The sequence below is a fragment of the Streptosporangium subroseum genome (assembly GCF_900188345.1).
Taxonomy (GTDB): Bacteria; Actinomycetota; Actinomycetes; order Streptosporangiales; family Streptosporangiaceae; genus Streptosporangium; species Streptosporangium subroseum.
In genome coordinates this window covers 1-24,935 of sequence record NZ_FZOD01000103.1, presented here as the reverse complement: position 1 = coordinate 24,935, position 24,935 = coordinate 1, and the positions used below count along the sequence as shown (strand labels likewise).

General features: G+C 67.4%; 30 protein-coding genes and 1 tRNA gene. 19 read left to right on the top strand and 12 right to left on the bottom strand.

Features of this window, described 5'->3' with window-relative positions; translation table 11 throughout:
• Positions 1-321: ester cyclase (locus tag CHC08_RS45685; protein ID WP_089213630.1), on the top strand; the 321-nt coding region annotated here is incomplete at its 5' end.
• A gap of 109 nt (positions 322-430) precedes the next feature.
• On the opposite strand, the gene CHC08_RS45680 is transcribed toward CHC08_RS45685, so the two are convergent.
• On the bottom strand, positions 431-1,231 hold the full coding sequence (locus CHC08_RS45680; RefSeq protein ID WP_143653658.1) for a class I SAM-dependent methyltransferase: 801 nt from the start codon (positions 1,229-1,231) through the stop codon (positions 431-433).
• Between the two features lie 167 nt (positions 1,232-1,398).
• Between CHC08_RS45680 and CHC08_RS45675 the strand changes: the two genes are divergently transcribed.
• Positions 1,399-1,965 (top strand): TIGR03086 family metal-binding protein, encoded by a 567-nt coding sequence (locus CHC08_RS45675; RefSeq protein ID WP_089213627.1) that lies wholly within the window; start codon positions 1,399-1,401, stop codon positions 1,963-1,965.
• A gap of 1 nt (position 1,966) precedes the next feature.
• On the opposite strand, the gene CHC08_RS45670 is transcribed toward CHC08_RS45675, so the two are convergent.
• The 4 genes from CHC08_RS45670 to CHC08_RS45655 form a co-directional block, all read right to left on the bottom strand.
• Complete coding sequence (locus tag CHC08_RS45670; RefSeq protein ID WP_245878973.1) at positions 1,967-3,202, bottom strand: leucine-rich repeat domain-containing protein; 1,236 nt, start codon at positions 3,200-3,202, stop codon at positions 1,967-1,969.
• Positions 3,203-3,211: 9 nt separating this feature from the next.
• Entirely contained in the window at positions 3,212-4,030 is an 819-nt protein-coding gene (locus tag CHC08_RS45665; protein WP_089213626.1) for a sugar nucleotide-binding protein, read from the bottom strand.
• Positions 4,031-4,324: 294 nt separating this feature from the next.
• A complete protein-coding gene (locus CHC08_RS45660; protein ID WP_089213625.1) occupies positions 4,325-5,242 on the bottom strand; it encodes an aminoglycoside phosphotransferase family protein in 918 nt (305 codons plus the stop codon).
• Between the two features lie 155 nt (positions 5,243-5,397).
• Positions 5,398-6,564: an MFS transporter gene (locus CHC08_RS45655; protein WP_089213624.1), complete on the bottom strand. Its 1,167-nt coding sequence runs from the start codon at positions 6,562-6,564 to the stop codon at positions 5,398-5,400.
• 73 nt (positions 6,565-6,637) lie between these two features.
• Between CHC08_RS45655 and CHC08_RS45650 the strand changes: the two genes are divergently transcribed.
• Positions 6,638-7,666 carry an ROK family transcriptional regulator gene (locus CHC08_RS45650; protein ID WP_218825809.1) on the top strand — a complete coding sequence of 343 codons (1,029 nt, stop codon included), beginning with the start codon at positions 6,638-6,640 and terminating at the stop codon, positions 7,664-7,666.
• A 37-nt stretch (positions 7,667-7,703) separates the two neighbouring features.
• Here CHC08_RS45650 and mltG read toward each other — a convergent pair whose 3' ends face one another.
• Both mltG and CHC08_RS45640 read right to left on the bottom strand, forming a co-directional pair.
• Positions 7,704-8,666 carry an endolytic transglycosylase MltG gene (gene mltG, locus CHC08_RS45645; RefSeq protein ID WP_089213622.1) on the bottom strand — a complete coding sequence of 321 codons (963 nt, stop codon included), beginning with the start codon at positions 8,664-8,666 and terminating at the stop codon, positions 7,704-7,706.
• Positions 8,663-9,175 carry a SigE family RNA polymerase sigma factor gene (locus CHC08_RS45640; RefSeq protein ID WP_089213621.1) on the bottom strand — a complete coding sequence of 171 codons (513 nt, stop codon included), beginning with the start codon at positions 9,173-9,175 and terminating at the stop codon, positions 8,663-8,665. Before CHC08_RS45640 ends, mltG begins: the two co-directional genes overlap by 4 nt.
• Positions 9,176-9,546: 371 nt before the next feature.
• On the opposite strand from CHC08_RS45640, the gene CHC08_RS45635 reads away from it, so the two are divergent.
• The 7 genes from CHC08_RS45635 to CHC08_RS45605 all read left to right on the top strand — a co-directional run bounded on the left by CHC08_RS45635 (position 9,547) and on the right by CHC08_RS45605 (position 14,411).
• Positions 9,547-10,155, top strand: coding sequence for a nitroreductase family deazaflavin-dependent oxidoreductase (locus CHC08_RS45635; RefSeq protein WP_245878972.1), 609 nt, complete (start codon positions 9,547-9,549; stop codon positions 10,153-10,155).
• A gap of 12 nt (positions 10,156-10,167) precedes the next feature.
• Positions 10,168-10,671, top strand: a complete 504-nt coding sequence (locus CHC08_RS45630) for a nucleotidyltransferase domain-containing protein (RefSeq protein WP_089213619.1) — start codon at positions 10,168-10,170, stop codon at positions 10,669-10,671.
• Positions 10,672-10,825: 154 nt separating this feature from the next.
• The gene (locus CHC08_RS45625; protein ID WP_089213618.1) at positions 10,826-11,149 is read left to right on the top strand and encodes a hypothetical protein; all 324 of its coding nucleotides are present in this window, start codon (positions 10,826-10,828) and stop codon (positions 11,147-11,149) included.
• Positions 11,085-12,083, top strand: coding sequence for an IclR family transcriptional regulator (locus CHC08_RS45620; RefSeq protein WP_338055741.1), 999 nt, complete (start codon positions 11,085-11,087; stop codon positions 12,081-12,083). The genes CHC08_RS45625 and CHC08_RS45620 overlap by 65 nt, the downstream gene beginning before the upstream one ends.
• A gap of 86 nt (positions 12,084-12,169) precedes the next feature.
• Positions 12,170-13,192 (top strand): aromatic ring-hydroxylating oxygenase subunit alpha, encoded by a 1,023-nt coding sequence (locus CHC08_RS45615; protein ID WP_089213616.1) that lies wholly within the window; start codon positions 12,170-12,172, stop codon positions 13,190-13,192.
• Entirely contained in the window at positions 13,189-13,488 is a 300-nt protein-coding gene (locus CHC08_RS45610; RefSeq protein WP_089213615.1) for a hypothetical protein, read from the top strand. Before CHC08_RS45615 ends, CHC08_RS45610 begins: the two co-directional genes overlap by 4 nt.
• On the top strand, positions 13,485-14,411 hold the full coding sequence (locus tag CHC08_RS45605) for a PDR/VanB family oxidoreductase (protein WP_089213614.1): 927 nt from the start codon (positions 13,485-13,487) through the stop codon (positions 14,409-14,411). Before CHC08_RS45610 ends, CHC08_RS45605 begins: the two co-directional genes overlap by 4 nt.
• 111 nt (positions 14,412-14,522) lie before the next feature.
• Here CHC08_RS45605 and CHC08_RS45600 read toward each other — a convergent pair whose 3' ends face one another.
• The 3 genes from CHC08_RS45600 to CHC08_RS45590 form a co-directional block, all read right to left on the bottom strand.
• Positions 14,523-15,068: an ATP-binding protein gene (locus CHC08_RS45600; RefSeq protein ID WP_179282614.1), complete on the bottom strand. Its 546-nt coding sequence runs from the start codon at positions 15,066-15,068 to the stop codon at positions 14,523-14,525.
• Positions 15,069-15,353: 285 nt separating this feature from the next.
• Positions 15,354-15,749, bottom strand: coding sequence for an STAS domain-containing protein (locus CHC08_RS45595; RefSeq protein ID WP_089213612.1), 396 nt, complete (start codon positions 15,747-15,749; stop codon positions 15,354-15,356).
• Between the two features lie 351 nt (positions 15,750-16,100).
• Positions 16,101-16,499 (bottom strand): STAS domain-containing protein, encoded by a 399-nt coding sequence (locus CHC08_RS45590; protein WP_089213611.1) that lies wholly within the window; start codon positions 16,497-16,499, stop codon positions 16,101-16,103.
• 360 nt (positions 16,500-16,859) lie between these two features.
• Between CHC08_RS45590 and CHC08_RS45585 the strand changes: the two genes are divergently transcribed.
• The 6 genes from CHC08_RS45585 to CHC08_RS45560 all read left to right on the top strand — a co-directional run bounded on the left by CHC08_RS45585 (position 16,860) and on the right by CHC08_RS45560 (position 21,145).
• The gene (locus tag CHC08_RS45585) at positions 16,860-17,144 is read left to right on the top strand and encodes a GNAT family N-acetyltransferase (protein ID WP_089213610.1); all 285 of its coding nucleotides are present in this window, start codon (positions 16,860-16,862) and stop codon (positions 17,142-17,144) included.
• Positions 17,145-17,225: 81 nt separating this feature from the next.
• A complete protein-coding gene (locus tag CHC08_RS45580; protein ID WP_179282613.1) occupies positions 17,226-18,890 on the top strand; it encodes a pentapeptide repeat-containing protein in 1,665 nt (554 codons plus the stop codon).
• Positions 18,891-19,297: 407 nt separating this feature from the next.
• Complete coding sequence (locus CHC08_RS51060) at positions 19,298-19,417, top strand: DLW-39 family protein (RefSeq protein WP_218825808.1); 120 nt, start codon at positions 19,298-19,300, stop codon at positions 19,415-19,417.
• A 29-nt stretch (positions 19,418-19,446) separates the two neighbouring features.
• Positions 19,447-20,187, top strand: a complete 741-nt coding sequence (locus CHC08_RS45570; protein WP_089213607.1) for an HAD family hydrolase — start codon at positions 19,447-19,449, stop codon at positions 20,185-20,187.
• 119 nt (positions 20,188-20,306) lie between these two features.
• Positions 20,307-20,759: an ASCH domain-containing protein gene (locus CHC08_RS45565; RefSeq protein ID WP_245878970.1), complete on the top strand. Its 453-nt coding sequence runs from the start codon at positions 20,307-20,309 to the stop codon at positions 20,757-20,759.
• A 313-nt stretch (positions 20,760-21,072) separates the two neighbouring features.
• Positions 21,073-21,145 (top strand) — tRNA-Ala (locus tag CHC08_RS45560).
• A gap of 173 nt (positions 21,146-21,318) precedes the next feature.
• Here the strand turns inward: CHC08_RS45560 and CHC08_RS49100 are convergent.
• Positions 21,319-21,759 (bottom strand): hypothetical protein, encoded by a 441-nt coding sequence (locus tag CHC08_RS49100; protein WP_179282612.1) that lies wholly within the window; start codon positions 21,757-21,759, stop codon positions 21,319-21,321.
• Positions 21,760-22,022: 263 nt separating this feature from the next.
• Here CHC08_RS49100 and CHC08_RS45545 point away from each other — a divergent pair, with 263 nt between their 5' ends.
• Positions 22,023-22,355: a DUF6247 family protein gene (locus tag CHC08_RS45545; protein ID WP_089213604.1), complete on the top strand. Its 333-nt coding sequence runs from the start codon at positions 22,023-22,025 to the stop codon at positions 22,353-22,355.
• A 125-nt stretch (positions 22,356-22,480) separates the two neighbouring features.
• Here CHC08_RS45545 and CHC08_RS45540 read toward each other — a convergent pair whose 3' ends face one another.
• A complete protein-coding gene (locus tag CHC08_RS45540; RefSeq protein WP_143653656.1) occupies positions 22,481-22,999 on the bottom strand; it encodes a hypothetical protein in 519 nt (172 codons plus the stop codon).
• A 543-nt stretch (positions 23,000-23,542) separates the two neighbouring features.
• Between CHC08_RS45540 and CHC08_RS45535 the strand changes: the two genes are divergently transcribed.
• Together CHC08_RS45535 and CHC08_RS51055 are read left to right on the top strand one after the other, a co-directional pair.
• Entirely contained in the window at positions 23,543-24,586 is a 1,044-nt protein-coding gene (locus tag CHC08_RS45535) for an integrase core domain-containing protein (RefSeq protein ID WP_275937256.1), read from the top strand.
• 84 nt (positions 24,587-24,670) lie between these two features.
• Entirely contained in the window at positions 24,671-24,844 is a 174-nt protein-coding gene (locus CHC08_RS51055) for a hypothetical protein (RefSeq protein WP_218825806.1), read from the top strand.
• The last annotated feature ends 91 nt before the right edge of the window (positions 24,845-24,935 follow it).

The following is a 24,935-nucleotide window of genomic DNA, read 5'->3' as shown; positions in this document are numbered from 1 at the left end:
GGGCACGAACAGATCGCGTGGCTCTTTGAGCAATTCTTCAAGGGATTTCCGGACCTCCACCTAACGGTGTGGTACGAGGCCACCGACACCGACAACCCCATGATGGTCGAATGGACGGGGACCGGCACGCACACCGGACCGTTTCTGCTGCCCGACGGGCAGGAACTGGAAGCGACAGGCCGCCGCATCACTCTGCGCGGCACCTGCGCCTCGTTCGTCGAGAATGGAAAGGTCGTCACGCACCGGGAGTACTTCGATCAATTGGAGCTGTACACACAGCTCGGCTTGCACCTGACAAGGGACGATCCGGCCCCCGCGTAGCTCCCACGGCGGATCACCCGATTCGGTTGCTTTCCAGCCGGAAGGCTCGAGCCTTTTTGATCTTCTGCGTGACCAACGTCCCTGCCTGGCGGTCGAGTGGGTCCCATCATCAGGGACTACCGGGGTGATCACGTCGGGCGGCGGTGAGCATGTGGCCGCTCACCCCGAGAAGCGACGGAACGGATTCCACCGCGCGCTGGGCGTCGAGTATGAGCGTCCGGCGTTCGGAGTCGTCGAGCCAGTCGTTGACGTCTCCGTACAGCCAGAAGGCACCCTCCAGTCCGTACCGCTCGACCTCGGGAAGACCGGCGTCGGTGAACTCATCCAGAACCTCATCAGGGTCGTGGAGGTAAGCGGTGAAGCCCGACCTCGGCGACAGCATGACCCCGTCCGCGGCGGCAGCGTGTGCTGCCGCACGGAATCCGTCCTGCAGGTAGAAGCCCTGGTAGATGCCGTCGTGGATGGCCGAGTAACGGCTGATGGTCGCCGCGTCCACCAGGCCGCCGGGCCGTACCGCACGCCGGGCCTCGGCCAGTGCCCGGACCCGGTCGGCGCGTTCGGCCAGATGGTAGAGCGGTCCGAGAAGCAGGACCGCGTCGGCGCTCCCGTCCGGTACGGGGAGTTCCCTGGCGTCCCCCAGCCGCGCCGTCACTCCGGCCAGTTCCGCCGCTCGCTCCACATGCGACGGAATCGGGTCCAGCAGTTCCACCTCATACCCGTCGGCGGACAGCCACTCGGCATGCACACCGGTGCCGCCACCCACGTCCAGTACCCGCGCCGGAGCAGGGGGCAGTATCCGGCGCAGCACGTCCTGCGTCCGCCAGAACTCCAGCCGGCCACGCCCCTCACGGAGCCGGTCGTGTTCCCTGTCCTGCTCGTAGTAGGCGAGCAGTTCCCGTGTCACTGTCATACTTGATCATGTCGAGAGTCCTGTGCCGCGGACAAATAAGTTTTTGGCGGCTCACCAGAGCTTCGGACATGTCAGAGGACGCAGGGGCTCGGTGAACGGACCCGGTTCTCTCCGGACCGCCGGAAAACCGTTGGGCCACCTGACGGGCGCCGCCGTAGTCTTGCCCGATGGCCACCCCTTCTGAAGACCTCGCGCGCGCGTACGAAGCCGTCGGCGACCTGATCGCCGAGATCCGCCCCGAGCAGTGGAAGGCGCCGACGCCGTGCACGGAATGGAACGTGCGGGAGGTGGTCGACCACCTGGTCGGCATGGACCTGGTGTTCGTAGCCTTGATCGAGGGTGGCCCGATGCCCGACCGCGGAGCGGACCGCCTCGGTGACGACCCGGTCGGAGCCTGGCGGGCCTCCAGCGCTTCGCTGCAGGCCGTGTTCTCCCGCCCCGGGGTGCTTGAGCGGAGTTATACCGGGCCCATGGGGAGTGCCACGGGCGCCGAGCGCCTGCAGATCCGCCTGTACGATCTGCTCGCTCACGGATGGGACCTGGCCCAGGCCACCGGAGTCCCTGTCCGGGTGCCCGAAGACCTTGCCGAGCGGTCCCTGACGTTCGTCCGGGTCCAGCTCTCCCCCCAGCCCCGAACGGGACGATTCGCCGAGCCGCAACCCGTCGAGGAGAGCGCTCCGGCCATCGATCGGCTTGCCGCGTTTCTCGGTCGGTCGGTTCTACCGCAGCTGTGAGCTACAGCAGGACCGCGCAGCCCTGCCGGCGGAGCGACGTGATCCAGTCGGGGAGCCGATCCAGCTTGGTCCATCGCAGGTCGAGCTTCTCCAGCCGGGGCAGGGCGCCGAGACTGTCGGGCAGTTCGCGCAGACGGCTGGCGCGCAGGTCGAGGTGGACGAGGTGAGCCAGCCGTCCGATTGCCTCGGGCAGCCTTTGCAGGGGGTTGTTGCGCAGGTCGAGGTGGCGCAACCCGTGCAGCTCGCCGATGGCGTCGGGCAGGGTGGTGAGCCGGTTGTTCATCAGGTGGAGCTCGCGTAGCCGGGACAGCCGGCCGATCGTGTCGGGCAGGGCGCTGAGGCGGTTGTTGTACAGGCGCAGTTCGCGCAGCGCTGTCATGCCGCCGATCTCCCGAGGCAATGTGGTGAGCCGGTTGTCGGTGAGGTTGAGGTAGTCGAGCTGGTTCAGCCGGCCCAGGGACGCGGGTACCGAGGTGAAGCCGTTGTCGCTGAGGTAGAGGTAGTCGGTGAGATGCGGCAGGTCGCCGATCGTTTCCGGCACGTGGCGGAGCCGGTTGTGGCCGAGGTCGAGCATGCGCAGTTCGACCAGGTCGCCGATGGTGTCGGGGATTTCAGTGATCTCGTTCTCGGCAAGATTGAGGGAGCGCAGACCGGTCAGACGCCAGAGCGTGTCAGGTACCGAGGTGAGGGAGTTGCCGCCCAGGCTGAGATGCCGCAGCGCAGCGGCGTGACCAAGTGCCGGGGGGATGTCGGTGAGCTGGTTGCCGTAGACCAGGAGGGTGTCCAGCAGCGGCAGCGCGGCGATATCCGCGGGCAGGTGGGTCAGCGCGTTGTCATCGAGGTCGATGCGGCGCAGCGCGGTCATTTCGCTGATTGAGGTGGGCAGCTCGATCAGCCCGGCGTGGGGTGCGACCAGAGCGACCACCGTACCGTCGGCGATGTGCAGAGCCCCGTCCGGTAGCTGCGCAGGTGCGGTCACGGCAGCCGACTCTACTGGCTGGTGAGGTTTCCGATTCGGATGGCCTTCTTTCAGGGCGATCGGCCCGTGGCCCGGCACGCGCACGTCCAGGTCACCGACCGCATCCGGTACGGCCTGCGCCGGTCCGACCAGGTCACCGACCGCATCCGGTACGGCCTGCGCCGGTCCGACCACGCCGGCAGCCGCGGCGGTGAGTCTGCCCATCGTGGCCGACGCCGTCGAGCCGAACCGGCACGCGACCAGGAAGGTCGCGGTCATCGGTGAACGTCAGGCCAGAAACTGTCGCGCGCCACGCAGCCTGGTCCGAAGCCGCTGCTGAGTCATGCCGCACTCCAAGCGCACCTCGATCGGGCCGGGCACGTTGGTGTCTGCCCGCCGGCCCGAAGGCAACCGGTCCGCGTCGAGTCCATCGCGCCGGGCGATGAGCAGCCCCAGCTCGTATCGGCTTACCGCATCGGTTCCGGCGACATGGTGGATGCCGTGATACTCGGATGCGGCAAGTTCGAGGAGCGCCGCGGCGAGATCGACGACATGCACGGCACATCGCACGTCGTCGGTGAACAGCATTCCCTCTGCCCCGCCGGTGGCCAGCGAATGCACCAGCGCCTCGTGTGGAGAATCGCCGTCACCGATGATCAGGGACGTCCGGGCTATCACCGCGGTCGGCGCGATCGCGCTCACGGCTGTCTCGGCAGCGGCCTTGGCCGCACCGTACGGGCTGATCGGGTCGGGGACGCACGTCTCGTCATAGCGAATCGAGGCACCGGAGAAGACCGCGTCGCTGGATACCTGGACCAGGCGCCCACCGGCCGCAGAGGCGGCGAGAGCAACGTTCGCGGCTCCCACCGCCGTGGTCGCCCAGTCTGCCTGCCGGTACGCGGCGTTAACGACCACCTCTGGATGAAATGCGCTGATCAGCGCGTCGACGTCCTCTCGTCGGCGCACATCGAGCGGCAACCACTCAACACCCGCGGTCTCTCCCGATCGGGTCAGGTAGGTCGCGGCCACCTCATGCTTGGCCGTCAAACACTGCCGAGCGAGTTCGCTGCCGAGAAAGCCACTGCCACCGACGATGAGGATTCTCATGGCCGGTCACCATAGTTGATCGGTCGCTCCGAGGCGGACGCCGCGTTCGCGTCCCGGGACACGGTGCTCATACTCACCGGCATCTCGGAGCCGGTTGATCATCAACTGGTGCCCGGATCGACGTGACGCCGGCAACAGGGCCAATTCATCCGTATCAGCGGTGACGTGCACGCTGAACGGTGATGACGACCTTTCCTTTTGCCGTGCCCTCGGCCAGACAGCGGATGGCTTCCGGGACCTGGGCACCTGACGCACCGAGACCACGCCCCCAGACCGCACCAACCTGGCGCGGCGCTACCGGAGGTCGGTGATGAGCTCGTCGAGGTGGCGCAGGGCGGTGGTCACGCGTGCCGGGTCGTTGAAGAAGGGGTCGTCGGGAACGGGTAGAGACGAGGCCAGCGCCCAGCCGCGGCCCCGTGCCCAGGTGGCGTCGTCGACGTCGAGCGCCGCGCGGAAGGCGCTCCGCGCCTCGGAGGGCAGGAATATCCAGGCGGGTATCAGATCGCACGCAGGGTCGCCCACGGCCAGCGTTCCGAAGTCGATGACGGCGCTCAACCTGCCGTCGACGGCCAGGAGGTTGCCGGTCCCGAGGTCGCCGTGGATCCACACCGGCGGGCCGTCCCACGCGGGTGCCGCCAGCGCCGCCTCCCATACGGCCGTCACCGCGCCGGTGTCGACCATGTCCTTCAGCGCCTCGATCTTGGGACGGACGCGCGCCTCGGAGGCCAGGGAGTCGCGCTCATCGCCCATGGGAACGCCACGGAAGGCGTTACTCCACTCGGGGCCCGGTCCATCCGCGGTATCGATCTTCTGCAGGGCGGCGACGAACTCGGCAAGGTCGGTCACCGTCCGGATCGGATCGGCGAGGCGGTCGGTGGTCGCCGTCTCACCCTCCAGCCACCGGTAGACCGACCAGGGGAAGGGGTAGCCCTCGGCGGGCCTGCCCAGCGCGAGAGGCTCGGGGATGGAGAGCGGCAGATACGGCGCCAGCCGCGGCAGCCACCGGTGCTCCCGCTCCACCTGGCCGACCCACCGGGGGTAGCGGGGCAGCCGCACGGACATATCCGCACCCAGCCGGAACGTCGCGTTGTCCATCCCGGACAGCGGGACCGCTGAGATGGGCAGATCCGCCCACTGCGGGAACTGCGCCGCGAGCAACCGGCGTACGAGAGTTGCGTCGACGAGCACTTCGTTGGAACTGCCGGTGGACATACATCTCTCCTTGGTGAAAGAGCGGGCTTTTACGGGCGGGGAGCCGGTCGCACGGGAGCGGCCGAGCTGCTCGCGAGCCGTCCTGGGAGACGAGGAGGTGAAGGAGTGAGAGGCGGCGCTGACGTCCATATGGTCCTGCTCTCCGTTCGGGGGCTTCAGCTCCGCCGCGCAGGGGCGAGAGGCGCCGCGTGCGGGCCCGCCGGGGCCGGGCGCAGGACCGGCGCGAGCAGCGTCAGCAGCACCATCACGCCGGTGACCATCGCGAACGCGGCGGGATAGGAGATGCCGCCCGCGACCCACCCGGTGACGGCAGGGGCGGTCAGGCCCGACAGGTACGTGATCGTCGCGATGCCCGCCACCCCCTCCCCCGGCGTCGGACCCGCGTTGCCCGCCGCCGCGAACACCAGCGGGACGATCACGGCGACGCCCAGTCCGAGCAGGGCGAATCCGGCGATGCCGAATACGGGCGTGCGGGCCGCGACCACGATGGCGCCGCCCACGGCCGCCACGATCCCACCCGCTCTGACGGCCGTCACGGGCCCGAGCCGTTGGATGACCCGGTCACCGACCAGCCGGGCGCCCGCCATGCAGAGCATGAAGGTCATGTAGCCGGCGGCGGCCACTCCCGGGCCGGCGGCGGCGACCTCCGTGAGGTAGACGGCGGCCCAGTTCGAGCTCGCGCCCTCGGCGAACGTGCCGCAGAATCCGACGAGGCCGATGACCAGGATCGCGCGCGTTGGCAGGGCGAAGCGCCGTGGCGCGGGCACGCCGGCGGGCGAGCTGTCGGGCAGCAGATCGCGCCCGGCCACGGCGCCCAGGCCGAGAAGCACGAGCGCGGTCACCCCGAGGTGGAGCCTGGCGTCGATTCCCGCCTGCGCGGCCAGGGCCCCGATGCCGCCTCCCGCCAGGCTGCCCACGCACCACAGGCCGTGCAGCCCGGAGATGATGGAGCGCCCCAGATGCCGCTCAAGCACCACGGCCTGGGCGTTCATCACCACGTCGCACATGCCCGCCGCAGCGCCGTACAGCAGGAACGCGGCGAACAGCCAGGCCGGCGCCGGTGCGAGCGCGGGCAGGGCGAGGGCGCCGCACCACAGCGCGAGCAGGACCCGGGTGGCGGCGCGCCCGCCGAAGCGGTACGCCAGGCGGCTGGCCAGTGGCATGCCGATGAAGGCGCCGGCCGACGTGCAGAGCAGTGCGAGACCGAGGGTGCCGGGACCGAGGTGCAGGTGGTCCTGGATCCAGGGAACGCGGGTGGCCAGGCTGCCGCCGACGGCGCCGTGGGCGACGAACACGGCGGCGATGGCGCGATGATTGCTCATGTTTTGGAAACTATCAGGCAGGCTCCCTGATGGAAAGATGTATTAGGCAGGCTTCCTGATTAATATGGGAGGCGTGAAGACCGCGACCCCGGCCATGGCCCGCGCCATCAACGATCGGCTCGCCCTGGACCTGCTGCTTGAGCGCGGGCCGCTGACCGCGCCCCAGCTCCGCACGTTGACCGGCCTGTCGAGGCCCACCGTGTCCGACCTGATCGAGCGGCTCAGGGACGGCGGGCTCATCGAGGTGACCGGCGAGAGCGGCGAGGACCGGCGGGGTCCCAACGCGCGCCTGTACGGCATCGTGGCGGACCGCGCCCACGTGGCCGGGGTGGACGTGCGCCGCAGCGCCGTCGACGTCACGATCGCCGACATCACCGGACGGTCGGTCGGCTCGTCCGTACGGGAGATTTCCGGTCCGGACGGGCCGCAGGACCTCGCGATTCTGATGGAGAGCGCGATCAGGGAGGCTGCCGCGGACCGCGTGCTGGACACGGTCGTCATCGGCGCGCCCGGCCTGGTGGATCCCCGGAACGGCGAGCTGGTGTCGGACAACGTTCCCGGCTGGCGGCCGGGCCTGATGGCCTCGGTACGGCAGAGCATGGGCGTGCCGGTGATCCTGGAGAACGAGGTGAACCTCGCCGCCATCGCCGAGCTCCGCACGGGCGCCGCGATGGGGCGCGAGGACTTCGTCCTGCTCTGGCTGGACGAGGGCGTCGGCGCGGCGGTCGTCCTCGGCGGACGGCTGCGCCGGGGCGTGTCGGGCGGTGCGGGCGAGGTCGGCTTTCTGGAGATGGACGGTATGTCGTTCTGCGACCGGGTGGAAGCCAAGGTCGCGCGGCACCTCGACAGCGCGGAACTGGCCGCGCGGATCGCCGGGGGAGCCTTCACCCTCGTCACGATCCTGGACCCCGGGCTCGTCGTCCTCGGCGGCACGACGGGGCGTGCGGGCGGCGACGCGCTCGCCGCGCTGGTGGCCGAACGCGTGGGCGAGCTCTCCCCGGCCCCCGCCGAGATCCGCGCCAGCACGGTGGTGGGCAACGCGGTGCTCCAGGGAGCCGTCCTGACAGCCCTCGACCTAGCCCGCGACAACGTCTTCGGCTGACGCGCGTTTTGTGGATCCATGGCGGCGCGCCGCTCTGTCACCCGGTTCCGCGGTTCCTTTCCCACTCCTCTTTCAGCTTGAGAAACTCGGATTCGGAGCCGGCGAACTTCGTGACACCCTTTTTCGGGTCGGTCATCACGAACCAGAGCCAGGGGCCGTCGGCCGGCTTCAGCGCGGCCTTGATGGCGTCGATGCCCGGGTTGCCGATGGGACCGGGCGGCAGTCCGGGGCGCAGGTAGGTGTTGTAGGGCGACCGGCTCCTGAGATCCTTGTTCGAGGCGCTGATGCCGTACTTGTTCAGGCCGTACATGAGCGTGCTGTCCATCTCCAGCTTCCTCGCGGGCTTGAGGTCCAGCCGGTTGTAGATGACCCGCGCGATCTTGGGCATGTCTCGCCTGGTGCCCGACTCGGCCTGGACGATGCTGGCGATGGTCAGGATCTCCAGCGGCGTACGGCCGGCACGCCTGGCGCCGTCCACCAGGCCGACGTCCTCGGCGGCGCGGTTGAAGCGCGTCACCATCGCGGCGAGGATCTCGTCCGGGCTCGACGTGGGCCGGATCTCATAGGTCGAGGGGAAGGCGAATCCTTCCAACCTGCCCTTGGCATAGCTCGGCAGGCCCAGCCCCTTGCCACTCCTGGCGATCTGCTGGAACTCCCTGAGCGGCTTGCCGGTCTTCTCGGAGAGCTGCACCAGGGTGTCGGACAGGCGCAGCCCCTCCTTGAGGGTGATCTTTTCCAGAAGCCGTTGGGCCGGGTCGGGAAGCGTCTCGACGGGGCCCTGCCCGGTGGGGTCCTTGGGGGCCGCCACCTGAGAGGACAGCCCTCCGACCACGAGCGTGGACCCGACCGCCAGCACGGTGACGGCCGCCGCCGCTGCTAGGGCGAGGCCGCGGCGACGGGATCGGCGCGTGCCGACCTGGAGGAACCGGCCCGGCGGGGGTGGCTGCTCCTCACGGGCCATGTCGGAAAGGGTCTCGCGCAGCACATCTTCGATGTTCATCTGAACTCCCTCACGGTGCTCAGTTCAGGTGCGATCTTCTTCAGGCGCTCCAGCGAGCGATAGATCTGGCTGCGGACCGACCCCACCCCGACACCGAGCATCCGCGCGATCTCGGTCTCGGACAGGTCCTCGAAGTAGCGCAGCACGAGCACGGTCCGCTGCCGGGGCGTCAGCTGGGCGAGAGCCGTGCGCATCACCAGGCGAAGGTCCGTGACCTCGGCGTGCCCGTCTCCGGCCTGGTCGGGCAGCCATCCGGTGGACACCTCCGCGACGCGGGAACGGCGCCGCCACCAGCTCACCTGCTCGTGGTACATGACGCGGCGGACGTAACCCTCGATGGCCGCCGGGTCGCGAAGGCCGCGCCACTTCGCGGCCGTTTTTGTCAGCGCCGACTGCACCAGGTCCTCGGCGGTGTGCCGGTCGCCGGTCAGCAGGTACGCGGTACGGAAAAGCGCACCCGATCGATCGACGACGAACTTCTGGAAGTCCGCCTCAAATCCTGGATCCACGTGACCTCCTCGCTGTGACACCAAGCAAGGACGCGGGCGGGGCGTCGATCTATGCCGGCACGGCCGAACCGGTCTGTGGCAAGGTGCCCGGCTCGCGTTCGGCACGACGGTGACCGGAGACCTCTGACAGCATGCGCCTTGACAACGTTCGCTGGGAGGGCCTGTAATGATCTGCGTGTCGCGCGTCGTTGGCCGGGAGGACGACGGTGGCATTGGGAGATGATGTCGTGATTTCACACTTCACAGGCCGCGCCTAACCGCATCGCGCCCGCGCGCCGTCCCCGCGCCCGGTGGTGCTCAGCACCACCGCCGCATGCGAGCTCTCCTCGAACCCGACAGGCCAGTGACCGACTCACGGCCCACCGTCCTGCGTGCCCATCGAGGTTCCATGCCCGCAGCCCCAGTCGGCGTGCGGTGACCTCGCACCGCCCGCACCGCAGTCACCCACCACCACCGCGCACACCCGCGACTTCACTCACGCCTGGAGTAGGCAGAGCATGCCCAACAACTTCAACCAGCAGATCATCGAAGAGTTCCGCGCCAACGCCGGCCGGGTCGGCGGCCCCTTCGAAGGAGGCCGGCTCCTCCTCCTGACAACCACCGGAGCCAGAACCGGCACCCACCACACCACCCCACTCGGCTACCTCCCCGACGGCGAACGCATACTGATCATCGCCTCCGCCGGAGGCGCCCCGACCCACCCGGCCTGGTACCACAACCTCCTCGCCAACCCACGCGTCACCGTGGAAGACGGAATCTTCACCTACCCCGCGCAGGCGACCGTCCTGAAAGGCCGGGAACGAGACCACCTCTTCGCCCGCGCGGTACAGGCCGATCCCGGATGGGCCGACTACCAGGCCAGAGCCGGGCGGGTCATCCCCATCATCGCCCTCACCCCCCTCAACGGCGGACCTCCCGCATCACCGAGTGGATCGGCCGATAGCCCCAAAAATCAGTCGCCGCCACCCGAACGGAGATGACAGGGTGTCTCCGTGTTCGAGGTGGATGAGGTGCTGAGGGTGCTGGCGCTGTTGCGTCATGCCGGATGCGAGGTCTGGATCGGCGGCGGGTGGGGCATCGACGCTCTGGTGGGCAAGGCCACCCGAGAGCATCGCGACCTTGACCTGATGCATCGCGTCGAGCAGGAGCCTCTGCTGATCAGGACGTTGGAGGCGGCCGGGTTCGTCGAGCAGCCTGACGCCTTGCCGGGGCGTCCTGTCCGCTTCGTCATGGCTGATCCCAGCGGTCACGAGCTGGACCTGCATCCGCTGCTCTTCAACCCGGACGGTTCCGCCGTCCAGCACGCCGACACGCGAGGCGGCACCTTCCCCTATCCCGCCGACTCCTTTGTCGTGGGCGTGATCGGAGGCGTTGAGGTGCCCTGCCTGTCGGCCGCCCAGCAGGTCTATTTCCACCAGGGGTACGATCCCGGTGATCGGGACCGGCATGACATGGCCCGGCTCCGCGAGGCATTCGGGATCGCGACCCACTTCTGACCCGTCCGGCCGATGCCGTCGCGTTGAGCCGTCATACCCGTGACAAGGCGGGCTCCGACCCGGGAGCCATAGCAGCTCAGCGGTTCGCATACCGAGATCATTCAAACTGGTTGCTCCAGGGCTGGATCCTGTCATGGCCTGCCACGCTTGCCGCATGAGCGAAATAGTTCTTGAGGTCGCCGACCTCCGCCGGCTGTGCACGCTGTTTCTGGACGCGGTGGAGCGACGCCATGGTGCCCGAATCGATCTCTCATCACTGGCCGTCGACTACTACTGGGACCTTCCTCTCCGAGCCGCCTTTGACATGGTGAACGATCCGGCTCCACGCGTGGGGACCGGACAGGTGAGTGATGATCTTTCCGAACTGCACCACCTGCTGGATCGCTCCAAGAATGAGGGCATGATCCTCTGGCATGACGTGGCGCACCTCTGCGGACTACTACGGGCGATGGCCTTCGCCGACCTTCCCGATGACTGAGCCGGCAGCCAGGATCGCCGCCCGCCGGACCTTCCCCGGCACGCAGGTAACAGTGGACGCCATCGCCGCCCACACCCCCACGTGTTCCGGCGGTCGCGACAGTTCCCTATCCTTGCCGGCTGGTCGGTCAGAGACGGAGGCGGTGATGGGATCCAGCAGGCCATCCGTTACCGAGCGGGTCCTGAGCATTCTGGGCGCGTTCTCTCCCGGGCGGACTGTGATGTCGTTGGCGGAGATCAGCCGGCAGACCGGGCTGCCCGCTGCCACCGCGCACCGGCTGCTGGGCGAGCTGACCCGGTGGGGTGCGCTGGAACGGGACGACGACGGCCTCTACCGGGTCGGCCTGCGGCTCTGGGAGGTCGGGGCGCTGGCTCCTCGCGGCCTGGGCCTGCGGGAGGCCGCGATGCCGTTCCTCGAGGACCTCTATGAGGCGACCCACGAGAATGTCCAGCTCGCGGTGCTGGACGGGCTCGAAGTCCTCTATGTCGAGCGGATCGCGGGCCGGGACGCGGTGCATGTCTTCACCCAGATCGGCCTCCGGTTTCCCGCGCACGCGACCGGCGTCGGCCTTGCCCTGCTCGCTCACGCGCACCCGGACGTGCAGGAACGTGCGATCACCGGACCCCTGAGACGGTTCACGCCCAAGACGCTCGGCTCCGGCGGGCAGCTCCGGCGGGCGCTGGCCGAGATTCGCAGGACCGGAGTGGCCATCAGCGACGGCCAGGTCGAGTTGCACGCGCTGTCGGTCGCCGCACCCGTCTTCGGGCCGGCGGACATCGCGGTGGCGGCCGTGTCCATCGTCGTTCCGGCCGACGGTTTCGACTGGCGGGTGCTGGTCCCGGCCGTCAGGGCCAGTGCCCGGGGCATCTCCCGTGCGCTCGGCGCGCCCCGGGCGCTGCGCTCACCCGACTCGGCGATCCACCGCAGCGACTGAATTCGATCTTCCATCAGACGGAATCGCCATGGTGGCCCTCCCCGCACGTAGGCGAAAGTCATGCCACGTCTGAGGATGGAGCACTCATGGTTTTCCCCCGTAACCAGTGGTATGTCGCCGCCTATGGCGAAGAGGTCGGCGACGGGCTGCTCGCCCGCACGATCTGTGGCGAGCCGATCGTCTTCTACCGAACCCGGTCCGGAGACGCCGTCGCCCTCGCCGACCGGTGCGTGCATCGCCGTTTCCCGCTCTCGGAGGGCCACCGGGACGGTGACCGGTTGGTGTGCGGTTACCACGGCTTCACCTACGAGCCCGACGGGAGCTGCGTGGCCGTTCCCGCCCAGAAGAGGATTCCGCGTACGGCGCGGGTTCCCGTCTACCCGGTGGTCGAGCAGGACTCCCTGGTGTGGGTGTGGATCGGCGACGGTGACGCGGATCCGACGGCGATTCCGCGCGCCCCGTGGCTCGCCGCCGACGGCTGGGTCGTCGTCCGCGGGATGGAGCCGTTGGAGGCCCGGTACGAGCTGCTCGTCGACAACCTGATGGACCTGTCGCACGAGACCTACCTGCACGGCGGCTACATCGGGACCCCGGAGGTGGCGGAGACCCCGATCACGACCTCGGTCGACGAGGAGGCCGGCGTCGTCCGGGTCAGCCGCCGGATGAAAGACGTCGAATGCCCGCCCTTCTACGCGAATTCCACCGGGATCAAGGGCCGGATCGATCGCTGGCAGGACATCGAGTACCAGCCGCCGTGCCTCTACCTCCTGCACAGCCGCATCGCCCCGGCCGGCCTCGAACCCGCACCGGACGGTGACGACAGCGCCGCCTTCCACGCGGAGATCGTGTACGGGATCACCCCGTCGACCGAGACCACGACCTTCGACTTCTGGATGGTCGCCCGGGACTTCGCCCTCGACGATCCGGAGGTGACGACCTACCTCGCGGAGAGCAACCGCACCGTGGTCATGCAGGACGTGGTCGCCCTCAACCTCCTGGAGAAGGTCATCGCCACCGAGCCCGAGGGTTATCAGGAACTCAGCATCAACATCGACACCGGTGGGCTCGCCGCGCGCCGGCTGCTCCAGCGGATGACGGACGGATCGTGAGCGATGCCCTGCTGCGGGTCGTCTGGTCGCCCGGGTCCGACCACCTGACCGGGGTCTGCCACTGCGGGGCCGAATACCGCGCCGACGGCCCGATAGAGGTCTGGCAGTGGCTGCTGGCCCATCCCGATCACGAGGCGGGCATCGAGGCCGCCGACCATGGAGCGAGCACCGAAGCCCCCGGCCACGGAGCGAGCGTCGAGACCGTCGGCCACGGAGCGAGTATCGAAGCCTCCGATCGTGAGGCGAGCGTCGAAACCCTCGGTCACGAGGCGAGCCCCGAAGCGAGCATCGATTGAACGTCGAGACGAAGGTCGTCGTGGCGGGCAAGGACGTGATCGCCGACGGCGTGGTGAGCCTGACCCTGCGAGCGGTTGACGATGAGCCCCTTCCCCGTTGGCAGCCCGGCGCCCACATCGATCTGCTGCTCGGCGACACCGGTCTCATCCGGCAGTACTCGCTGTGCGGGGACCCGGCCGACACGACCGGCTGGCGGGTGGCGGTGCTCCGCGAGCCGGACGGCCGTGGTGGTTCCGCGTGGATCCATGACCGGCTCGCCGTAGGGGCGCAGCTGTCGGCGTGCGGTCCCCGTAACCACTTCCCGTTCACCGGCGCACCGCGCTGCCTGTTCATCGCCGGGGGTATCGGGATCACCCCGCTCCTGCCCATGGTGGCGGCCGCCGACCGGGCGGGGACGGAGTGGCGGCTGGTCTACGGCGGACGGCGCCGCGCGTCCATGGCCTTCCTCGACGAGCTCGCCCGGTACGGCGACCGGGTGATCGTCCGGCCGCAGGACGAGACCGGCCTGCTCGACCTCGACGCCCTCTTCCGGGAGCCACCCGAGCTGGTCTACTCCTGCGGGCCGGAGCCGCTGCTCGCCGCGGTGGAGGAGCGCTGCACGGGTGGAACGCTACGGGTCGAGCGGTTCACTCCAAAACCGGTCGAAGATCTGGAAAACGCCTTCGAGGTAGAGCTCGCACAGAGCGGATTCACCGTCGGGGTGCCGCCGGGCACCTCCGTCCTGGACGCCGTGACGGCCGCCGGAGTGCAGGTCCTGTCCTCCTGCAGGGAGGGCACCTGCGGAACCTGTGAGACCGGTGTGCTCGACGGGGTGCCCGAACACCGTGACTCGATCCTCACCGAGGAGGAGCGGGCGACGGCCGACTACATGATGATCTGCGTCTCGCGTAGCCGTACTCCCCGTCTCGTCCTGGACCTGTGAACGAGCCGGCCGGGCTCTTGCCCCGGGATTCCGCCGGATCCGCCGGTGGGGTTCCGGGTGTCGGCAACCGCCGGCACCGGCCGGTGAGGCGGGACCTCACCCATGACTCCGTCAACTCTGCTGAGGCGATGGGGCCGTTCCACCACTGTGGGTGATATCCACGTGGGCGCCCGCGCCGTTCGCCGGCGATGACCGGACCTCGGACCGGGCCCATGACTCATCCGGGCCGGGGTCACCCGACACGGAGTCGGGCGATGCGGCGCCGGTCGGTGATCGGTGCAGGAGCATCCGCAGGCGAACGCGGGACCTCCCCGCGATCCGCTGGATGGTGAACTCATCGCACAACTGGCTCATCAACCACAGACCGAAGCCCCGTACGGTGCCCGTGGGGCGTTTCCGGGGGATGTGCCGGACGTCCAGATGACCTGCGGCGTCGGTGACATCCACGGTCAGGTAGGTATCGTCCTGCGAGATGCTCAGCGTGCCGTCGCCGCCGCCGTGCTCCAGGACGTTGATGACCGCCTCGTTGACGGCGAGAAGCAGGTCGTCCAACCGTTCGCCCCGCATGCCGGCCTGGGCCGCGTGCTGGAAGAGACGCTCGCGCAGAGCGGTGAGATCCTCGTCGATCGGCCATTGCTGACCGTGGTCGCCGGTCACGACACCCCCTTGACGTCGCCTTGTCTGGCAGTTACCGGGGGGCGAGCCGACTCGCTCCAGAATCAGGGCGTTGCTGACGAGTTACACGATGCTAGACACCTGCCCGCTCATTGCCAACTTACGACGACACAGGGCCACCAGATATTCGTTCTGTGGCCTGTGCGGTGAACGTTTGGCGCTGAGCGGGGCAGGAGAGATTCGAATGGTCCGGAATCTGGAGTATGACATCTCGCGTGCACCGGTGCGCCGCCGCGGTCGTCCGTCAGGCTCCGCCGGGTGAGACCTTCACGACGATGACTGGCGCGCCCGGAAAACCTTGAGGGCGTCGATGACGGTGGGCTGGATGCCGAAGGCGGGGGCGAGCCCGGTCAGGTGGAAAAGCTTTTCCAGGCGGGGCTGCAGGTTGGTCAGGGCGATGCTGCCGCCGCGGTCCTGAGTGATCTTGCGAATGGTCAGGAAGACCTGGATTCCGGTGGAGTCGCAGAAGCTCAGATCGGTCAGATCTATGACGAGATTGCAGACCTCCGGTCCGATCGCCTCCTGCAGGTCGTGCTGGAGCCGTTCGGCGTTGGTGTAGTCGAGCTCGCCGACCAGAGCCAGGAGAGACACTTTCTCCTGTTCCAGGGGGTTGTCTTCCAGGGGGTTGTCGGAAACGGCGGTCACAAGGACGGCAGCACTCATAGGTGTACCTCTACAGATGGTTGAGGGCAGGGGCCGGTACGGAAGGGTTATCGGACGGACCTGGACCAAAGGCGGCAGGCATCCATCCGATCACGGCCGTTTCAAAGCTGACCGTTTCAAGGCCGACCGACCAAGGCCGACTGCTCGTGGCAGAGGTGGTGGTGGCAGTCGCGTGAGACGGGAGGGGGTGAATGTGATGGGAGGAAGGAACAGGCTCTTGAGCATGCTGCGAGAAATCCGCTTGCCGCCCCAGACGCTGCCTTTCCCGCTTGGCCCGCTCGCGCGGCCGCGGATCGGCGCCGGTGTTATTGCTCTCAGCTTACGATCACCCAAATTCCTGCTCGGAGACCTTTACGGTACATCTGAGGAGTGGTTGACCGCTCTCCCACCAGGAGACGTGCTGCTCACGCCTGTCAGGAGCAGATCTGTCCAGCCGCACATATCGATGATCCGCCGAGTGTGCGGCTTCAGGGCATGAACGATGAGTCGGCGCTCGCCGGTCATCCTGCACCCTGTCTCGACCAGCACCCGCAGGCCGCCCACGTCGATGAAACTCACATCGCCGAGATCGGCATGCAGGTCACCGCTGGTCTGTTCCGAGACCACGGCCAGCGCCTGGATCAGGACGGGGCGGGTCGTGGCGTCGATGTCTCCCTCGCAGCGCACACCGGCCGACGGCCCGGTGAAAAAAATGCGTAGTGAACCGTTGCCGACCCCACCGACCATTGCGATCACCTTCTCGGCGCGCATGGAACCCAGTCAACGTCCTGCCCGGCCAGTGCGGCCCTGTCGGCTGATCGCCATGATGTACCGGTGTCGACACCGGAACCTGGCTACATCATCCAACATGGCGGCGTCTTCTGATAAGCCGCTGTCCCGGCATCACGTCACCGGTTGTTCTCCATATTCCCGCAAAACGCGATCGGGAAGCGACGAGCGACACGCTTTCTCCCGCACCTCGGCGTCGGCCGGTTCTCCCGCAGCCGCTCTGTCGCCGGTCGGCGGGCTTTCCGTAACCCGTTCCCGGCCGATAAGGCTCAGGGGAATGAATTTCGCAGGGGATCGGCTGACCGAAGCGCCGCCATCCGGCGGCCCGACCAAGGAGGCCCCATGCAGATTGACGTCAAACTCTCCCCCGGCGGCGATTTCTTCGAGGCGGAGGTGGACGGCAAGCAGGCGGGACGACTGGACCTCATCCGGCGTGGCACCGTCATCGTTTATCCCCACACCGAGGTCAACCCGGAATTCGAGGGCAACGGAGTGGGCGCCGAGCTCGTCCGCACGGCGCTGGACGCGGCCCGCGCCGAAGGAGCGAAGGTCGTGCCGAGCTGCTGGTTCGTGAAGGGCTGGATCGATCGGCACCCCGACTACGCCGACCTCGTCGAAGGCCACTGACTGATCTCCGTTCTCCCACTTAACGATAGGATTCGGGCGTCTCGGGGGAGATCGTGAGCGGAAATGCCGGTAATACCTCGAGTGCTCGTGCCAGTGGTGATCCTGGCGGCCGTCGTGCTCAGTCCCCTGTCCGCGGCCGAGGCCGCCTGCGTCCCCGGAAGCGGGCCCAAGCTGGCCGGCAGAAACCTCAGCCGGGTCGTCCTGCCCGCCGACCTGACCTGTGCGGATCTTCGCAACGCGAGGCTGGACGGTGCGACCGTGCGGAGCACGCTCACGGGAGCCGACCTCAGGGGCGCCTCGCTCAAGGGGACATACCTGAGCGCCGTGGAGATGGCGGGCGCCGACCTGCGCAAGGCCGATCTCTCCGAGGCCAACCTCTCCTCCGCGAACGCCCGCGGCGCGGACCTTCGCGGGGCGAACCTCGACGATGCCTCCTTCTACAGCGCTCACCTGGAGGGGGCCGACCTCAGCGGGGCCACGATGGTCCGGGCCAGGTTCTACCAGGCCCAGTTCGACGACGCGAAGCTTGTCGGGGTCGACATGCGCGACGTGGACGCCTACGGCTCGGACATGCGCCGCGCGAACCTCACCCGTGTGAAGGCCGGCAAGGCCCGGCTCCGCGACTCGACGTTCGTCAAAACCGTGTTCCGGGACGCAGACCTGACCGGGGCGGAGCTCTACTCCACGGCCATGGAAGGGGCGACCTTCAAGGGAGCCGACCTCAGCCAGGCCAACCTGCGTGACGCGACCGGCGCGGAGCTCGCGGGCAGCACGGGCGTACCCATGGAACTGCCCGTTCCCGATCCGGCGTGCGAGCCGGGCAGCGGGCAGCAGTACGCGGGCTGGGACCTGACCAGGGTCAAGGATTTCCCCGACGATCTGAGCTGTGCCGACCTGACGGGCGCCAAGCTGGACGGGGTCGATCTGAGTTCCGTACGGCTCGACCGCGCGATCCTCCGCAAGGCCTCGCTCACCGGTGCGAAGGTTCACTTCCTCAAGGGAGCCGATCTCAGGGAGGCCCGGCTCGGCCAGGCCGAGCTCAGCAGCGTCGAGCTGGCGGGCGCGGACTTGAGCGGCGCCTACCTGTCCAGGGCGACGCTCGACAGCGGAGACATCAGCGGCGCCAAGTTCGTCGGCGCCGATCTCACCGACGCCGGCCTCTCCTACCTCAAGGCCGGTCAGGCCGACTTCACCCGTGCCCGGATGGACCGGGTCGAGATGCGTAGCAGTCAGCTCTTCGACGCGGACTTCAAGAACGCCAGGCTGGTCGGCGCCGATCTGTCCCACACCGAGCTCAAGGGCGCTACGTTCGAGGGCGCCGACGTCACCGACACGGTGACCGAATACGCCAAGGACGCCGATCTCTCGGGTTCGACGAGCAAACTGGCGATCGGCTGGGTCATCGCTTTCGGGGTGTTCGGCCTGATCGTGGTCGCCGTGGTGTTCCGGGCGGTCAGGATCAAGCTGAGGCGCCGTCGAGCCGGCCGGCGGTCCGCCGCCGAGTCCAGGGCCGCCTTCGAGACCGGCAGGCGGCGCGCGGAGGAAGAGGTGACCCGGCTGGGCGAGGAGATCGACCTCCTGGACGGGAAGGGCGAGGACGGGACCGACTGGCACGCGGTCCTCGACGCCTACGACGCCGCCAAGACGGCGCTCGCGACCGCCCAGGACCATGAAGATCTGAAGGTGGTCGGCAACATCGTGGAGAGAGGGCGCGACGCGCTGACCCGGCCTCCGAAGCGGGCCTGACAGGGGCCTGAGGAGGGTCTCCCATGACTGATACCGACCGGGTCTGAGCCATTTGGGGTTCTGCCTGATCGGGCCGGAGCGGTAGACGGGCTGGTCGCGACGGTGCCGGCGCGCGGATGGACGGTGATGCCCGTCGATCGGCACCCTTACGCGGGCAGAGCTCACCATTACTCGGGTTATCTTGAGAACGAGAACGGTTTCAAGGCCGAACTCGCGGCGATCGTGAGCGTCTATGCACGAGCCGTACGGCATGATGATGACAATCAGCCGGTTGGCGGAGATTGGCCACGTCGGCTCGTCGCGCGGATCGGATCATGGCCCGGTCCCTTGCTAGGCTGCAGGGAACCGTTGGAACCGGGCGTTGTCTCACCCCGGCAGGTGAGACCGTCGAGAAGTGGGGTCACACCATGAAGAAGTTGCTCGTTCTGACGCTCGTCGCCCTCGGGGGGCTGCTGGTTTGGCGCAAGGTGCAGGCTGACCGTGCCGAGCTTGACCTGTGGACCGAGGCCACCGGTAGCGAGAACTGATCAACGCGGCTACCGATTTGGGTGCTTTTATGGTCCTTGCTCACGATGGGGAAGTAACCCCCATCAGGCTCGCCTGTCTGGATCTGGCAGGCACCACGATCGGTGATATCGCCATGGTCGAACGGGCGTTCGCCGAGGCGATCGCCACGCAGGGCATCGTGCCCGGGACCGGTGCGTATGCGCGTGCCATGGTGCACGTGCACCGGTCCCGGGGCTGTCCCAAGATCGAAGTGTTCCGAGGCATCTTCCCGGACAACGAGGCCCAGGCCCAGGCGGCCAACCTGACCTTCGAGCGTTCCTACGAGGGTGCCATCGGGCGCGCGGGTCTGACCCCGATGCCCGGGACCGTCAAGACGCTGGAGAGGCTCCGTGGCGCGGGCATCAAGATCTGCCTCATCACCGGCTTCAGCCGGGTCACGCTCAGCCGCGTGCTGAGCGCCCTGAGCTGGTCCGACAAGGTCGATCTCGCTCTCTGCCCGGAAGACGCGGGCCGAGGCCGTCCCATGCCCAACATGGTCCTCACCGCGGTCCTGCGCCTCGGCATCGAGGATGTCCGCCACGTCGCGGTGGCCGGTGACTCCGAGAGCGACATGCTCTGCGGCCGTCGTTCCGGCGCGTCGGTGGTCGCCGGGATCATGACCGGGGTCCACAGCAGGGAACGCCTCCTCAAGGGCGGCGCCACTCACATCCTGGACTCCATCGCCGATCTCCCCGATCTCCTGCTGGGCAGCGTGCGAGTGGAGACCCCCGTGGGCGCCTCCGTCGTCTGAGCTCCGCCCTATCCTGAGCTCCGCCCTATCTGAGGGCCGCCCTGTCCTGAGGGTCGGTTCTGAGGGCACTCCCGTCCTGGGCGCAGCTCGTAAGAACCACCTCGCTAAGGTGATGTTCCGTGACCTCCGCCTCCGGCGAGCCGTTTGATCTCGCATCCCTGCCCAAGGCACTGTTCGCCTTCCCCGGCCCGCTGCGCGACATGCTCGTCGCGGCGGTTCTCGACGGCCGCAAGACCGCCACGACCGGCCTGGTCGCCGATTACGAGCATGGAGACGAGGCGCTGCCCGAGATCGGCGAGCGGTCAGTGGTGGTGGACTCCGCCGATCGCCCGGTGGCCGTCATCGAGATAACAAGCGTGCGCGTTGTGCCGCTGGGCGAGGTGGACGTCGCCCATGCGATGGCCGAGGGCGAGGGCCACACGACGATCGCGCAGTGGCGTGCGGACCACGAGGAGTTCTGGCACGGTCAGGAGATGCGCTCGGCGCTGGGCGATCCGACCTTCACCGTGAACGACACCACCCCGGTGACCCTGGAACGTTTCCACGTCATCGCCGACCTCCGTGCGGCCTGAGGCCGACCTCGGTAGGACCCGAGAACCGACTTCCGTACGGCGCGGGGGTCGTACGGTTCCCGAGAGTTGAGCGCCGGCCGGGATCCGCTCGCGTCGGCAGGGCCCGCAGCCAACGGTGCTGAACACGTCAAATCCACCGAACCACACTGTTTCGGATGAGAGGTGATCAAGAAAAGGATCTCGTCCGCTCGGCACCTGAGCCGCGAAGCACCGAGCGGCGGGGCTTAAGTGGCGCAGAGGCGGTTCCTGTTGCTACGGTGTACGACTGAAGCAGGTCGTGTGGGGCGTCGCCCCAGGCCAACGACTTGATCTCGGGGCCTTAGCTCAGTTGGCAGAGCGCCTGCTTTGCAAGCAGGAAGTCAGGAGTTCGAATCTCCTAGGCTCCACAGCCAAAAGCCCAGGTCGGGGATGGTTTCTTAAGATCCCTCAACCTGGGCTTCGCGCGTGCTGGGAGGCTTTTGGGAGCCGTACAGCACGGAAATACAGCAACGGCTACGAATCCAGCCGATCCCGAGCGTCTTGAGCTTCTCGCGCATCTTCCCTGGCGAGGCTCGCCGAGCTATGCGTGTGGTTCGGGTGCCACTGAGTCGACGAACGCCTCGGCTGCGCGTTGTCTCATCTTCTCCTCGCTGCGTACGAGGAAGACGGCTTCCTTCCGGCGGCCGTCAGCGACCAGGTCGCGGACCCTTACGGAGAGATCCTCCTTCTCCAGCATCGGAAGCTCCGGCAGGACATGATCGGCTCGCAGTGCCCTCGCCACTTCCTCGGCCTCGGGCTGGGAGATCTCGCTCTCCTCGCTGATCAGTCTGACGGCGTCCGCGAACCTACCTGCCTCAATGAGGTCGTGTGCTCGGACCTGTATCCCGATGGGAGTGAACAGGTACAGCTTGATATGGACCTGCGCCACCCCGCGCTTCGCCCTCCATTGGCGGACTCCGAGCCAGATGATCACGAAGAGTAGAAGAATGAGGGTCAGTTGCACTTGATCCAGACCGAACATGCGCTGATCGTAGTGAGGAGCTACGACAAGCGGACGAACCCGATCGATGGTGACGGCTCTCACACGTCAAAGGCCACCTTCCACGATCGGAAAGTGACCTTTCCAGCTTGCCGGCTACCCGCTGGAGTTGCCAGCCGATGGTCATCTCGGTGTTGCCGAGGTCGACATCCTCCCAGCGGAGTCCCAGGGCCTCGCCCAGGCGCAAGCGGAGCACCAGGACCAAGAGTCTGTAAGCGCTATGAGCAGGTAGAGGAGATTGCAGCATGACCGCTCAACCGCAGGACTTCGTGCCTTCTGGCTCATCGATGCCTGAGAAGAGCCTGCGGGCCATCCGCTCCGTCCTGGTCGTGCCGCAGGACCGAGAAGCGTTCGACGCAGGGCTTAAGGCAGTGCTCGATGAGGTTCGAGTGAGTTTGGACCTCGGTGCGCTGAACGCCTTCGTTCATCGCTGGTGGATCTCCGCGTGTGACTCGGTGTGGGATCCAGAGGGACGTCGCCGAATGCATGCCAGAGCCGAGCAGGTCCTTGCCGGTGAACCTGTCTCCTCGGGAAGGCCGTGGCGTGAGGTTCTCAGCGCTCGTGGGGTCGACCTGTAGGTGTACCAGACCACACTCGATCCCTCGCCGAAGAGCAGATCGCGGCGATCCCCGTGGAAGCATTGCGCCCACGTCATACTCTACGAGGGCCGTTCACCATTTCGCGCAGGAGCGGCGTTCTGCAATCAATACACGTTCGCATACCCCACACAGTTGAGGTCCTGCTGCCCGATACGGTTCCACTTGAACCCTATCTTCACATACGGTTTATGGCTCTTGGCCACATATTTCGCGCCTATGTAGTCCGCTATGTTCCAGTAGGCGTAATGGTAGTTCACCGTGCGGAAGAAATATGTGCTTCTCCCGTCGTCTCCTCGCCAGGCCATGTAGATGCTCTCCTTGGTGCCCAGGCCCTCGTTTTGGCCGCGGACCTTGACCCAGAGGACACGCGACCGGCCGTTGCTGTAACGTCGAAATTTAACCCACCATGCGATGCCCTGCTGGTGAAGGGTATTACGGCACTGGAGCGGGCCGCGGGTATAGTCCTTGTAGGTTACGCCTGCTGCGGCACCCTCGGTCGTGACAGCCTGAGCCGTTCCCGCGACGAAGGTAAGCATCCCCACGGCGCTGGCTGCGAGAATCGCCCTTAGGTTTCTTTTCGCGTTCACTGTTTTTCCCTCCCGAATTCTGTCGACATTCTTCAATGGGAATCCGCACGGGAATTAATTCCGAATTTCCCCGTCCTTCGACGGTATCGCTTCGGGCAGTGGGCGCTCCAGCCTCCAACCGTTGATCGTGGATTGAGTGGAGTATGTGCAGGTAGGACCGTATGGCCATATGGTGACAGGTGCCTTTCCCTGCTGGAACGGCCCAGAGGCCACAGCACGAAATAAGCGGTCAGCGCATTGAGGTGATCTCAGCGAAATAGTTCGGACGATGGGGATTTCTTGGGCGCCGATGCTGGAATTCCGGGCCTTCGGGAGGGGCTGCCGAAGGCCGGAAACGGATGCGGAGCCCCCGATAGAAGAGTTCTCGCCACAAGAACTCTCAGGCGAACCCATCGATGCCTGGTGCCGCAGGCAAGGCCCACCAGCACGCCGATAACCTCCAAGCGCTGCTGACACCCAGCGGACTGCCGTTATGGATCGGCCCCGCAGGGCAGAGTCCGGGGGTGTCGGTCATGGTCCAGGCAGTGGATATGTGCTGGGACGATGAGGGTGTCGATGTGAGGTCTCGGGACAACCGGCATCGACGACCACTCCCGGTTCGTGGTGATCTCCGCAGTGGTGGCAATCCCGTCCGGGCGCGCGGTGTGCGCGGCGTTCACCGCGGCGATGCGCCGCTACGGCGTTCCCTTCGAAGTGCTCAGCGACAACGGCAAGCAGTTCACCGGCCGGCACATCCGCCCGCAGCCGGTCGAGGTGCTGTTCGAGCGGGTGTGCCGGGAAAACGGCATCACGCAGCGACTGACCAAACCCCGCTCACCGACCACCACCGGCAAGATCGAACGGTTCCACAAGACCCTGCGCCAGGAACTGCTCGACCACGTGGCACCGTTTGAGTCACCGGACGCCGCCCAGGAAGCCATCGATGCCTGGGTGCACACCTACAACCACGCCCGGCCACACCAAGCGCTGAACATGGCCACCCCAGCCAGCGTGTTCCGTCCGCACGGACCCACCCGCGACGACGCCTTGCCCGCCGCGTCCGCCTCTGCTGAACCCCACCCCGAGCCGACGCCGCAGCTGATGATCGAGGTGGCCGAGCCGCCCCTTGCGCCATCACCGGCCGCGGCGGTGGAGTTCGACATCCGCGTCCCGCCCAGCGGGGAACTCAGCCTGGTGCCCGGCAAACAGCGCGTCGGGGTGAGCCAGGGCCTGGCCGGTCGAACCCTGACCATCTGGGCGGATCTGCGCAGCATCCGCCTGCTGTTGGAGGGGCATCTGGTGCGCACCGTCGCCTCCCGGCTGCTGCCCGCGGATCTGGCCTATCTGGCCATGCGCGGTGCCCGCCCGGCCGGAGCCGAACCCGCCACGGCGGCCCTGCCGCGCCTCAACGGTCGGCCGGTGCTGGCGGCGGGCCAAGCCGTTGAGGTAGATCGCAAGGTCCACCGCGATGGCCATGTCCTGATCGCCGGTATCAAGTGCCAGGTCGCCTTCGCGCTGGCCGGACGCTCGGTCACGCTGCGACTAGACGGTCACCTGATGCATGCCATCGCCGATGGCGCTCTGGTCGGCACGTGGCCCTGCCCGATCGGCACCGACCGGCTGACCGGTCTTGTTGGAGCGTGAACGGCATCGGCACCGCTGCCGCCGCCTCCGCTACCGGCAGGGTCGATCCGCGCTCAGCGACGCGTCCACGCCAGCGGCCGGATCATGGTCGCGAAACAGGCCATCAAGCTCGGGTCGCGTCACGCCGGCAAGCTCGTCACCGTCGTCATCGAAGACACTCATTTCCGGATCCTCCATGGTGAGGAAGAGATCGCCGTCAGGCCGCGTAAGGACCTCACGCCCATCACCCGGCTCTACGTCCGTGGCGTGAACAGCTAGAAGCGCACTGAAGATGTTGGGGGTCTGGCTCCGCCGCGAATGATGGTGGGGTCAGACTGGATGTTATGCAAGGTCACTGGACTGGGGAGCC

Coding starts and splice junctions, on each gene's coding strand:
- CHC08_RS45680 (WP_143653658.1), bottom strand. CDS start 1,231: ATGACAGTGACACGGGAACTGCTCGCCTACTACGAGCAGGACAGGGAA.
- CHC08_RS45675 (WP_089213627.1), top strand. CDS start 1,399: ATGGCCACCCCTTCTGAAGACCTCGCGCGCGCGTACGAAGCCGTCGGC.
- CHC08_RS45670 (WP_245878973.1), bottom strand. CDS start 3,202: ATGACCGCGACCTTCCTGGTCGCGTGCCGGTTCGGCTCGACGGCGTCG.
- CHC08_RS45665 (WP_089213626.1), bottom strand. CDS start 4,030: ATGAGAATCCTCATCGTCGGTGGCAGTGGCTTTCTCGGCAGCGAACTC.
- CHC08_RS45660 (WP_089213625.1), bottom strand. CDS start 5,242: ATGTCCACCGGCAGTTCCAACGAAGTGCTCGTCGACGCAACTCTCGTA.
- CHC08_RS45655 (WP_089213624.1), bottom strand. CDS start 6,564: ATGAGCAATCATCGCGCCATCGCCGCCGTGTTCGTCGCCCACGGCGCC.
- mltG (WP_089213622.1), bottom strand. CDS start 8,666: ATGAACATCGAAGATGTGCTGCGCGAGACCCTTTCCGACATGGCCCGT.
- CHC08_RS45625 (WP_089213618.1), top strand. CDS start 10,826: ATGAGCGAAATAGTTCTTGAGGTCGCCGACCTCCGCCGGCTGTGCACG.
- CHC08_RS45620 (WP_338055741.1), top strand. CDS start 11,085: ATGACGTGGCGCACCTCTGCGGACTACTACGGGCGATGGCCTTCGCCG.
- CHC08_RS45615 (WP_089213616.1), top strand. CDS start 12,170: ATGGTTTTCCCCCGTAACCAGTGGTATGTCGCCGCCTATGGCGAAGAG.
- CHC08_RS45595 (WP_089213612.1), bottom strand. CDS start 15,749: ATGAGTGCTGCCGTCCTTGTGACCGCCGTTTCCGACAACCCCCTGGAA.
- CHC08_RS45590 (WP_089213611.1), bottom strand. CDS start 16,499: ATGCGCGCCGAGAAGGTGATCGCAATGGTCGGTGGGGTCGGCAACGGT.
- CHC08_RS45585 (WP_089213610.1), top strand. CDS start 16,860: ATGCAGATTGACGTCAAACTCTCCCCCGGCGGCGATTTCTTCGAGGCG.
- CHC08_RS51060 (WP_218825808.1), top strand. CDS start 19,298: ATGAAGAAGTTGCTCGTTCTGACGCTCGTCGCCCTCGGGGGGCTGCTG.
- CHC08_RS45570 (WP_089213607.1), top strand. CDS start 19,447: ATGGTCCTTGCTCACGATGGGGAAGTAACCCCCATCAGGCTCGCCTGT.
- CHC08_RS49100 (WP_179282612.1), bottom strand. CDS start 21,759: ATGTTCGGTCTGGATCAAGTGCAACTGACCCTCATTCTTCTACTCTTC.
- CHC08_RS45545 (WP_089213604.1), top strand. CDS start 22,023: ATGACCGCTCAACCGCAGGACTTCGTGCCTTCTGGCTCATCGATGCCT.
- CHC08_RS51055 (WP_218825806.1), top strand. CDS start 24,671: ATGGTCGCGAAACAGGCCATCAAGCTCGGGTCGCGTCACGCCGGCAAG.